The sequence below is a fragment of the Desulfosporomusa polytropa genome, from assembly GCF_055380075.1.
Map to the genome: position 1 here is coordinate 3705434 of NZ_AP042400.1, position 11356 is coordinate 3716789.

Consider the following 11356-nt stretch of genomic DNA (forward strand, 5'->3'; position numbering starts at 1 on the left):
CACAACCCCTTTGCTATATGCCCTATTTAATTACAAACAATACTCCCAAATACTTTTCGGCATGATATGCTCCGGCCACAACGTTAACCATACCCTAAGACTTCTATTGGCTGCTTGTGCCAGATAGTTTTGTGCTATCTGGCACTTTTTGTCGTTTACTAAAACAGCATTGCATATCTCCATTTGTTGATATAAAAATTCCAGATAGCCTTTAATACTAGACGGCATGCCGTCTGTTTGTTTTATAACAGATTGATATATGCTTTTGCACTGATCAAAATTTTGGCCAACATCCTTATCCATGGTAACAAGACAAATAGCAGCAGCCGCATAATACTCTTCTTTTTGAAAAGCCTCTTGTGCCAGTTTAGCAAAATTCTTACCCATAGCAGCAGCCAAATTATTAGCAGCCCCCACTTCCCCTTGTTTCATAACTTCAATCAGCCTCACCACACTATATAACGAAGGTGCCGCCTCCAATGACTGCTTAAAATGAATAACCGCCTCCTGCCAGATTCCTTGCCTGAAAAAAAGTTCTCCAACGATCGCATAAAGTAGCTGTGGCGGCACTAGTACAGTATTAATGCCCCCTTGGGTAAACAGTTCCTCGGCCAAACGATAATTTCCTAATGCTGCTTGCCGCAGTCCTGCCAAAAATAAGATATCCCTATCAGCAGGCAGCATTGCCAGCGATTTAACAAACAAATCTTCCGTTTCTACATAAGCACCATTTTTGAGACTTGCCATAAGTACAAGCAGTATAACTTCTCGAAAGTACCCTTCTCCCCCCGTCATATGTCTAAGCGCTTTCATAAGTACCTTGCATGCTTCTCCATACTTTTCCTGTTGTATAAGTTCAGTACCAAGGCTGTATAGCATAAAGGTATCATCCTGCCGCCGTGCTAACTGACTTTTAATTATCTGGCTATTGCGCACCATCTTTTGCTTGCGTAAAATCTCTTCAGGCTCATATCCCCTGTGACTGACAATAATACCCGAAAAAGCAAGTGCATCCTGCCCCTTACGCTCTTTTATACTGCCTGCAATCTGCTCATGGATTGCTCCGATAAATTTGTACCCCCGGCCATTACGGAATAATCTCACAACATAATCCTCAACCTCAATTTTTTCCGTCCCTAAAGAACTTTTTACCGTAAGATAATAGCCTTCATAATCTTTAGCCACTAAGTCTGATAGGATTGTCAAGTCCCCTTCGATCCATTCGTCAGCATCTAACACCAAAATCCAGTCACCTTCAGCAAATTGCAGACTATAGTTTCGTGCTGCAGCAAAGTCATCCTTCCACGGAAAATACTCAATCTGGGCATCATATTGTCTGGCGACTTGCACCGTGTTATCTGTTGAGCCTGTATCTACAACCACAATCTGATCTACCCAATCCTTAATACTGTTAAGACAATCCCCTAAACAATGCTCCTCATTTTTTACAATAAGACAAGCTGTTAGCAACCATCCTTTTTCCATACATATAAACCTCTCGCACTTTTATACCTTACATCAAGCAGCATCTCTATACCCTTTATTTCACTCTTCCAAAAATCGAGCAAGGCTCTACTTCCCTGTTCTAAGTCGCTCATGATTTCTTCACAACACTTGGCCACCTCAATATATACGCCTGAATTTTCGCCGTACGAACGCGCGCAATCAGCAACTATCCTAAGTAAACTGTTTACCAAAACAGACTCATATTGTTCACTGACCTTCAGGCGATGACCGCCTAATCTTTTAATAAGCGTTAATAGAGCCAGAGCCTCAGCACGCCTAGGCTCATATCGCCACATAATCAGGCACTTTGCTTTAGCGGCGCTTAAATCACGCAGAAATATATAACAAAGTATTTCCAGCTTCATTATCACCGCATCATTCGGGTCTTGTTTGGGTTGAAGCTCCTCTATCATTGTTAATGCCTGCTTAAAATCACCACCGTAAAGGTAATACTTCGCCAAATCGATGGAAGGAATGCTTGGTCTTTCTGCCTGACTACATACTTTTATCGCTAAATCAGGCCGGCCACTGGCAAAAAAAAGCGCCCCCAGCGCCTGCCGACCTTCACCAGTTGCCACATACCCTCGTTCGGTGAAGTAGTTTACTAATTCCTCGCAACTTTTCTTGGTCACCAACACCATAAAAAGCCCATATAACGGATAAATAAAATTTTTGTTAGCCGCAAGCGCCTTTTCATACCACTCAGCAGCTTTCTCAGATTTCCCCAGCCTCTGACAACAATGTCCTAAGTGATATTGAGATAAAAAATTTTCCGTCCCATTGCTATGCTGGTACACAATAAGCGGCGTTCTTAAACCTACAGCAGCTTCAAACCACCGCAGCGCTGCCTCATACTCCCCCATTTGTTCCAACACTACCCCACCATCAAAAAACAAATCGGTATATTCCGGATATACCACTGTTTCTCTCTTACAAATAGCCAACGCTTCCTCAAATTTCCCCATATATCGTAAGCAGGCAACCAGACTTCGTACAGCACTTGACCGAAAAAATATATGACTCTTATCAAGCTGCTCATACGCACAACGAAAACAAGCGCAAGCTTGCAGATACCGTCCCAGTCCCAACCATTCACAACCCAGATAATATTTTATAAATGCCTCATTCTCCGGCTCATGTTTTAACTGTTCTGCAAGCATGTGCATATTGCGCCTGCGTTTGTCCTGACGACGGCGCGGCTCTATATAACTATGACTGATAATCGGATAGTCACTGTATCCGACAATGTCTTGGTCGGCAATGCCAATTTGTTCATGTATTTTGCCAATATAGCGATAATGCGGCAGGTTACGGAACAACCTTAACACGCCGATTACATTATAATCACTGCTGCCAGGGCCGCTATAATTTTTAAGTGGCAATATAAATGCCTCTTTCGTTGTACTTGTAATTAGCTCTCGCAAGGATTCATGCCCAACCGCTAAACGTTCATCTGCATCTACAGCCAAAATCCACTCACAACTGCACTGGGCGATGGCAAAATTACGCGCAGCACTAAAATCTCCCTGCCATGAATAATTATATACTTTATCGGTGTAGCTTTTTGCTATCTCCATGGTCTTATCAACTGATCCTGTATCCACAATCACAATCTCATCAACTACCGCTTTAACACTATCCAAGCAGGCTCTCAGCATATCTTCTTCATTTTTTACAATCATAGCAATACTGATCAGCCCTGTCATTGTCTTGCCGTCTCCTGCTCCAGCATCGCTTTAAACAGTTCGACGTCAGGATGTTTTTCTACAGCAGTTTTCAAAGTCTCCAGACAGAGTTTGTCATACATCTTCAATAAGTTGACATACGCCCTGGGACTGCAAGGAGCAACGCTAACAGCAGCCCGGTAATATTCAGCTGCCTCCCAGTACTCTGCTTTTTTACTTTTTATATCCCCCATGCCTACAAGTGCATCAAAACTGTTCTGATTACTCACTAAGTAGATATGTCCATACCGCTCTGCATCGTTAAGCCGATTATGTCGTAGATACATTTGCATAAGCCTATAAGCATGCGTCTTTATCCACGCCTGCTGCATCCTGGCTAAAATCTCGTCTACTTTTTTGAAATCTCCATGATCCATGGCTCTCAGCAATATATCAAAAAGTAGCTCCGATGAGTCCGGCCTTACGTTTACGAAGCCCACGTCCTCCTTAGGCTGGAACCTTAACAACTTAACTATTGCCATAAAATCATCATCCAAGCCTACTAGTAGCAGACTATCGGTAATACTTCGCACTTTGAAAGCATTATCCTGAAGCCAGAAGATGATGGCTTTGTTAACCATTACTCTTACATAATGTTCGCTGTCATCTATATATTCATCAAGCAGTTTTAAAGCCTCAATTACCCGATCCTGCTGACTAAGGCAAATAGCCAGGCAGATAGCAACCTCAGCTGTATTTAGTCCACCAGAGGCTGCTGCCTCAAGATATTCCCCTGCTAATTTATAAGAGCGTTCCATAAATAACATGCGCCCTACCAGGAATTTAGCGTCTACCGTACAACACTCACACATAGTAGCAAGGGCAATTCTTACATCGTCACTTTCCTCACCTTTCACCAAAATTCGTATGATCTGCTCTAACGCGATATGAAAAGAAGAGTTCTCCCGAAAACTTGCCAAATAATGCCCAAGAGCTTCTTCCTCGCTGCCAAACTCTTCACAAATTTTCCCCATGTAAAAATGACTCCTAAACCCTCTTACACCAGGATAGGAGCCATACACATAGGCTTGCTCACCTAGTGTTGTAGCCTTCATAAAATACTCAAAGCTAGTGTCGAACGCTCTAAGTTCATAGAAACACAGCCCGCCATAATGATACAAATCAGCGTAGTCCGGATATAGCGATAAACCATAGTTAACATATTCGACCGCCTCTTCATATCTGCGAGCCTGATAATGAGCCATAACAAGCAGCCTGATCAGTTTGGGCAAATACATACTTTCAGGTCCTCCCGGTTTCAGACCTGCCAGTGATTTTTTCAGCATTTCGATGGATTCCCCATAACGTTCAGCCCGGTAAAGCTCCAATCCATATTGATACAGCACATATTTGTCTTCAGGAAAATCTTTAATCTGCTGCACCAGAAGTGCAAGGTTGCGGTTTATCTTATCTTTTTCCTGAACCTGATTGTCTAAATATCCATAATGATAGATGGTAACATCATGGGCAATAGCAAGATTGGCATTGCGATCTTTCTCCAGGATTGAATTTAGTACTTGCTCATGAATAATGCCACAGAATCTATATTCATTTCGATTACGGAACAGACGGAACAATAGGTCCCGGCACTGCTCAGGCTGCTGCTCATTGCCATAGATATTAACAATAGGTATATAGTAGCCTTCTACATCAGCTTGCGCCACTGCCTTACGTAATGCCTCATGTGAAGAAGGTTCCAGATATTCGTCGGCATCAAGGAACAGTACCCAATCTTCGTTGGCAGCTTCAAGGGATGCATTGCGGGCATCTGCAAAACTACCATTCCAAATATAATCTATAACCTTGGCGCCAAAACCAGCAGCAATTTTTTTTGTCTCATCTTTAGAACCTGTATCTACGACAATGATTTCATTGACTACCTCTTGAACACTGGCTAAACATTTGGTAAGACATTTTTCTTCATCACGAACAATCATACATAAGCTAATTGCAGGCATTTCTCCACCCCCGGATATGTGTCCCATTTAATATATGTTCGACTGGTTCGCATGGTGCCTAATAGTCTCCTATTTAAATTACATAGAAGAAATCTTTTTTTTATGTTTATGATGTTAACCTTTATTTATCAACGCTCATAGATTATATCATGAGGTAGATATTAGCACGTTATGTTAATATTCTTATTACCTCTTATGTTATTGTTATTGCAGAAATCCAACTTAAATTAGGGGGAAAAAGAAACTATGCCTAACTATAAGGTCTTTCAAGACCAAGCCCAATCAATGAAGGTGCAAATTTATGGTAGTGATACTAATGCAGCATTAAAAACCGATACTTCCGGAAGCTTAGACGTTAGTGCTTCTACCGCGCTTCCTATCAGTGCTACCACTATTACTCCTATTAGTGCTGATACCGCTCTGCCTATCAGTGCTACCACTGTTACTCCTATTAGTGCTTCTATCGCGCTTCCTATTAGTGCTACCACTATTACTCCTATTAGTGCTGATACCGCTCTGCCTATCAGTGCTGCCACTATTACTCCTATTAGTGCTGATACCGCTCTGCCTATCAGTGCTACCACTATTACTCCTATTAGTGCTGATACTGCTCTGCCTATCAGCGCTACCACTGTTACTCCTATTAGTGCTTCTACCGCTCTGCCTATTAGTGCTTCTATCGCGCTTCCTATTAGTGCTACCACTATTACTCCTATTAGTGCTGATACCGCTCTGCCTATCAGTGCTGCCACTATTACTCCTATTAGTGCTGATACCGCTCTACCTATCAGTGCTACCACTATTACTCCTATTAGTGCTGATACTGCTCTGCCTATCAGTGCTACCACTGTTACTCCTATTAGTGCTTCTACCGCTCTGCCTATTAGTGCTTCTATCGCGCTTCCTATTAGTGCTACCACTATTACTCCTATTAGTGCTGATACTGCTCTGCCTATCAGTGCTACCACGATTACTCCTATTAGTGCTGATACTGCTCTGCCTATCAGTGCTACCACTGTTACTCCTATTAGTGCTTCTACCGCTCTGCCTATTAGTGCTTCTATCGCGCTTCCTATTAGTGCTACCACTATTACTCCTATTAGTGCTGATACCGCTCTGCCTATCAGTGCTACCACTATTACTCCTATTAGTGCTTCTACTGCTCTGCCTATTAGTGCTACCACTATTACTCCTATTACTGCTGATACTGCTCTGCCTATCAGTGCTACCACTATTACTCCTATTACTGCTGATACTGCTCTGCCTATCAGTGCTACCACTATTACTCCTATTACTGCTGATACTGCTCTGCCTATCAGTGCTACCACTATTACTCCTATTACTGCTGATACTGCTCTGCCTATCAGTGCTACCACTATTACTCCTATTACTGCTGATACTGCTCTGCCTATCAGTGCTACCACTGTTACTCCTATTAGTGCTTCTACCGCTCTGCCTATCACTACTAATGGTGAACTGCTTCCCGTTTCCGTGTCTCTCGCTACAACTGATGTCGTGTTTCCTTCTCTCACAGGTATCACTAACGGCGGTCCTGGCTTCGAAAGACAAGTATTAGGCCTTGGCCAATGGACGTATGGCGTAGTTAACGACTCCCCGTCACCAAATAACGCAATAACATACCTGCAAATGAGCCCAGACGGCAACAATTGGATAAAAGATGGCGCCACGTATACCATCGCCTACAACGGCACAGCAGCCCTTGTCGCCGGTGTCTTCCTCAAATACGCCCGTGTGTACTACTATGCACAAGATGCCACCAATAGTGCCGTAACCCTCAACGTCTTCTTCCAAGGTAATACGATTGGGTAAGGTTACGCCCTTACCATCGCCTGCCAAATACATTTCCCTCATCAATAAGATGAGGGAAATGTATTATATCAAATGATTTTTGTTACATTTATGCGAAATATACAAGTACCTAATACTATGACTCATTATGCTCGTGTAGCCTACTGTTCCCTAAACTCGAGCCATGGAACGACCTTAAGCATCTGTACTCAAGGTCGCATATAAATATAATTTTGTATTGGCCTCAAATGCCGGAATACTAATCGCCTCTTACCTTGGATAGGTAGAGGCGATTTCTTGTAAACAGTATTTTGGTGCCTTCCTATTAAGAACCAAAAAGTATGTTCGGCATAGTTTAATATATAGAATGATATCAAAAAAGGAGCGGAAGTCCTTTGTTAGTAAACAGCATTTCCCCGAGCCATTTAGCTGATAGTCTCAAGTAGAAATGTTGTTTTCAAAGTTAAAACAGGGGGACACAATGAAAACCAGCATTGTAATATTAACATTTAACCAATTGGAGTATACAAAAAAATGTATTGATAGTATACGTCAATATACTAAGAAGAACGAGTATGAGATTATCATTGTTGATAATAACTCCACAGATGGAACAAATTCCTGGCTCAAAGAGCAACAAGATATAAAAACTATTTTTAACAAGGAAAATATTGGCTTTCCCAAAGGCTGCAATCAAGGAATTGCCGTATCCACTGGGGATAATATCTTATTACTTAATAATGATGTCATAGTTACGAGTAATTGGTTGGATAATCTTGTGCAGTGCCTTTATAGCGAAAATGAGATTGGGGCGGTAGGCCCCATAACTAACAATGTATCCAACTATCAGGCAATTAGCGTAAATTATCACTCTGAGACAGAGATGCAGCTATTTGCAGAAACGGTAAATAGGTTTAATCCCAAGATGTGGGAAGAACGTCTGAAACTTGTTGGCTTTTGCCTGCTTATTAAGAGAAGTGTTTTGGAGCAGGTTGGGCTCTTGGATGAGCAATTCAGCCCTGGAAATTTTGAAGATGACGACCTTTCCTATCGAATTCGGCTAGCGGGGTTTCGCCTAATTTTATGTAAAGACACGTTTATCCATCATTTTGGAAGTGTATCTTTTAAACAAGATAACTCCAGATATGCGGCCCTACTAAAAGAAAACGGTAATAAGTTTGCGGACAAATGGGGTTTTGACTCAAGTTATTTTTCTTTAATTAGATTTGAGGTTGCAGCATTGGCAGATAATCCGGAAGATACTCCGCTAAATATTCTAGAAGTTGGGTGTGCCTGTGGTGGAACACTTTTACACTTGAAAAATAAGTATAAAAAAGCGTCACTTTATGGCATTGAAATAAATAAAGCTGCAGCACGTAGTGCTGCACTGTTTGCAGAAGTATCTGATCAAAACATAGAGGAATTAGAATTGGCATATCCCCAGAATTTTTTTGACTATATCCTACTTGCGGATGTGTTGGAACATTTACACAATCCCGGGAAGGCTCTTACCACATTCAAACAATATTTAAAACCATATGGAAAATTACTGGTGTCTATTCCTAATGTTATGCATTTTAGTGTAATAAAGAAAATGCTGCAGGGATTTTGGACCTATGAGGCTGCCGGAATTTTAGACAAAACTCACTTGCGTCTTTTTACCTTGTATGAAATTGATAAAACTTTTAAAGAACTAGGGTACTGTGTTCAGGAGTATCGAATGACGACTTTTCCTGAAACTGAGCAAGATAGTGATTTTATTAAAAAAGTTACTCAATTAATGGGGGATCCGAACTTGGCTCAGCAATATCGGGCAAATCAATATATATTTGCAGCTAAATTAAAGGCACCGCTTAATTTAGTGTTTTTATTAAGACGAATAGAACACGACATCGATAAAGCACAGACCCTCAATACTCTTATGGAGTTTATTGAAAGCGGTGTTCTCTCAACAAACGATATAATACATGTTACCGAAAATGATATTGTTAAAAAAGAGGAACTTCTGCAAACAATAGCAGTTTACTGTTATGAATATAAATTGACTGAAAGCGCGCTAACACTGTTGGAGAACGCCTATCAAAGGGATACACAAGATCCCATAACGGCTTACCATCTTGCTTATATTCTTTCTATGACGGGAAAATCTGACGTTGCACTTAACTTGCTGGATCAATTAGATCAAAAGGATGCCAAGATTCTGGAACTGATTGCTAAGATCAAGGAGGCACAGCATGAACCCGCATAAAATATGTTTCATCACGTGTGTAAATGATATAGAAATATATCAGGAGTCCCTTTTATATATAAATCATCTGATAATACCCGCTGGTTTTGAAATTGAGATTATTAAAAGTAAGGATGCGGAATATATAACTAAGGCATACAACTCTGCAATGCGGTCCTCTGATGCAAAGTATAAGGTATATCTACACCAGGATGTCTTTATTGTTAATAAAAACTTTATTAACAATGTTGTTAACTTATTTCTTAAACATCCGAATATTGGTATGATTGGCTTTGCGGGTAGTGCCAAAATTCCAACTACTGGTGTCTGGTGGGATTCGAAGTGTAATTATGGTAAAGTTTTTGACAGCCATAGCGGAAAAATGGAACTGCTTTCTTTTTTGGACATTAATGGTGAATATCAAGAAGTTCAGGGTATAGATGGACTTATGATGATTACTCAGTATGATGTTCCGTGGAGAGATGATATTTTTACTGGTTGGCACTTTTATGATTTATCCCAAAGCATGGAGTTTATCCGCGCCGGATATCAGGTAGGTATTCCCTGCCAGGTTGAGCCCTGGTGCGTTCATGATTGCGGAATTGTCAATGTTAGTGACGGGTTCGATGCATACCGCAAGGTTTTCTTGGAAGAATATTCAAAAAACTTGTTTCCTTGTTAAATCAACTTTCACAGCATAACTTTAGTAGATTATTATTATACAAGGAGGTATTTTATTGACTAATTCATCACAGATAAAAATTGAAATGCTTGATCAATTTTTCTTGCGGCATAATGTGATTGTTGCAATTTCTCATACAAATTATTTACTGGCGACAACCGGAGGTGTGGAAAAACTAATAAAAGTCGAGGAAATGTTTTGTAAGGACAACAATTTGCATTATGTGCAACTATTTCCTCTTCAAAACTATGGTTATGAAGAAGGAAATATTGAATGGAATCAATTATTAGGATTAAATATTGACAGCGCTTTTATAGGCTTTTTTTCGGTTAAGCAATTATCACTTTTTTTCGAGCGTTTGAGAAAAACCGGACAAATAAACGTACTTGCCCTCCTAATTCATCACATGATGGGTTTCTTTTTAAAAGCGCTAACCATTTTAGAAGAATCACTACAACCGCGTCAAAGTTATCTTTATATACATGACTTTTACACCATTTGTCCACAGTGCAACTTGCTTAAAAATAATTTTGAATACTGTGGCGCGCAACCATTTGGATCAGAGACATGCCAAGATTGTTGCTATTTTGATGTCCGAAATAGGATCGGGAGTAAAATGGAAGCCTTTATTTATCGCTTTCAGGGCAGGTTTGTTTTCCCTTCAGAAATTTCTAAACTTATATGGGGATCAGTTTATAGAGACCTTGAAAAGAAATACCAGGTAGTTCCACACCAAACTGTATTAATGAAACAGAGAAATGCGATTGATATGCCAAGCACTAAAATTAAAATCGGATATATTGGTTCCCAACAACCAACAAAAGGTTATCTCCAATGGAAAGAAGTTGTTAACCAATGTAAGGAAAGCTATGACTTCTATCATCTCGGAAGCTGGCAGGAACAACTGACGGGAGTTTCTTTCATTCCTGTTTCGGTGCTAAAACAGGGAGACGAAAAGATGGTAGAGGCCATACAAGCACATAAAATTGATATAGCTTTTCTTTGGTCAAATTGTCCAGAAACATATTCCTTTACGTTCTTTGAAAGTTTGGCCGCAGGTTGTTTCATATTATCAAATAATAATAGCGGGAACATCGTGGCAAAGATAAAGCAATACCATTGCGGAAAATCATTTGATGGGTTCGCGGAATTGATTGAGTACTTATTTGATGTGAAGCAAGTACGAAAGGATATTGAGTTATACAAAGGTAATAAATGTGAGTATACATTGATAACTAATCATAGTATATTGCAAGATTTGATCGAAAGTAGTAAGCAGAGCATTGGTTATTTGAGTAATTTTCATAGCAATATATCATCCTGTGATTGGAGTGATAGTAAGCTGCTTGAATGGAAATTTGCAGATGAAACCGAGCATGTGGATCAAATAATAAGCCTTCTAGCTACCATTAATGACTTGAAAAACAGACTGCAAATGTAGGTTATTGAA

7 protein-coding genes are annotated in these 11356 nt (G+C 40.3%); 4 read left to right on the plus strand and 3 right to left on the minus strand.

Annotated features, from left to right (window positions below):
• Positions 1 to 30: 30 nt before the first annotated feature.
• From ACZ449_RS19015 to ACZ449_RS19025, 3 genes are read right to left on the minus strand one after another with little or no spacing between them, the layout of a single operon-like run.
• On the minus strand, positions 31 to 1485 hold the full coding sequence (locus tag ACZ449_RS19015; RefSeq protein WP_464257632.1) for a glycosyltransferase: 1455 nt from the start codon (positions 1483 to 1485) through the stop codon (positions 31 to 33).
• Positions 1464 to 3212 carry a glycosyltransferase gene (locus ACZ449_RS19020; protein ID WP_464257633.1) on the minus strand — a complete coding sequence of 583 codons (1749 nt, stop codon included), beginning with the start codon at positions 3210 to 3212 and terminating at the stop codon, positions 1464 to 1466. The genes ACZ449_RS19015 and ACZ449_RS19020 overlap by 22 nt, the downstream gene beginning before the upstream one ends.
• Complete coding sequence (locus ACZ449_RS19025; RefSeq protein WP_464257634.1) at positions 3209 to 5188, minus strand: glycosyltransferase; 1980 nt, start codon at positions 5186 to 5188, stop codon at positions 3209 to 3211. Before ACZ449_RS19025 ends, ACZ449_RS19020 begins: the two co-directional genes overlap by 4 nt.
• A gap of 246 nt (positions 5189 to 5434) precedes the next feature.
• Here ACZ449_RS19025 and ACZ449_RS19030 point away from each other — a divergent pair, with 246 nt between their 5' ends.
• The 4 genes from ACZ449_RS19030 (at position 5435) to ACZ449_RS19045 (ending at position 11347) form a co-directional block, all read left to right on the plus strand.
• Positions 5435 to 7018, plus strand: a complete 1584-nt coding sequence (locus tag ACZ449_RS19030; RefSeq protein WP_464257635.1) for a DUF6385 domain-containing protein — start codon at positions 5435 to 5437, stop codon at positions 7016 to 7018.
• Between the two features lie 460 nt (positions 7019 to 7478).
• Positions 7479 to 9245: a glycosyltransferase gene (locus ACZ449_RS19035; RefSeq protein ID WP_464257636.1), complete on the plus strand. Its 1767-nt coding sequence runs from the start codon at positions 7479 to 7481 to the stop codon at positions 9243 to 9245.
• Entirely contained in the window at positions 9232 to 9906 is a 675-nt protein-coding gene (locus ACZ449_RS19040; protein ID WP_464257637.1) for a glycosyltransferase family protein, read from the plus strand. Before ACZ449_RS19035 ends, ACZ449_RS19040 begins: the two co-directional genes overlap by 14 nt.
• Positions 9907 to 9961: 55 nt before the next feature.
• Positions 9962 to 11347: a glycosyltransferase family protein gene (locus ACZ449_RS19045; protein ID WP_464257638.1), complete on the plus strand. Its 1386-nt coding sequence runs from the start codon at positions 9962 to 9964 to the stop codon at positions 11345 to 11347.
• Positions 11348 to 11356 lie beyond the last annotated feature (9 nt).

Coding starts and splice junctions, on each gene's coding strand:
- ACZ449_RS19015 (WP_464257632.1), bottom strand. CDS start 1,485: ATGGAAAAAGGATGGTTGCTAACAGCTTGTCTTATTGTAAAAAATGAG.
- ACZ449_RS19020 (WP_464257633.1), bottom strand. CDS start 3,212: ATGACAGGGCTGATCAGTATTGCTATGATTGTAAAAAATGAAGAAGAT.
- ACZ449_RS19025 (WP_464257634.1), bottom strand. CDS start 5,188: ATGCCTGCAATTAGCTTATGTATGATTGTTCGTGATGAAGAAAAATGT.
- ACZ449_RS19030 (WP_464257635.1), top strand. CDS start 5,435: ATGCCTAACTATAAGGTCTTTCAAGACCAAGCCCAATCAATGAAGGTG.
- ACZ449_RS19035 (WP_464257636.1), top strand. CDS start 7,479: ATGAAAACCAGCATTGTAATATTAACATTTAACCAATTGGAGTATACA.
- ACZ449_RS19040 (WP_464257637.1), top strand. CDS start 9,232: ATGAACCCGCATAAAATATGTTTCATCACGTGTGTAAATGATATAGAA.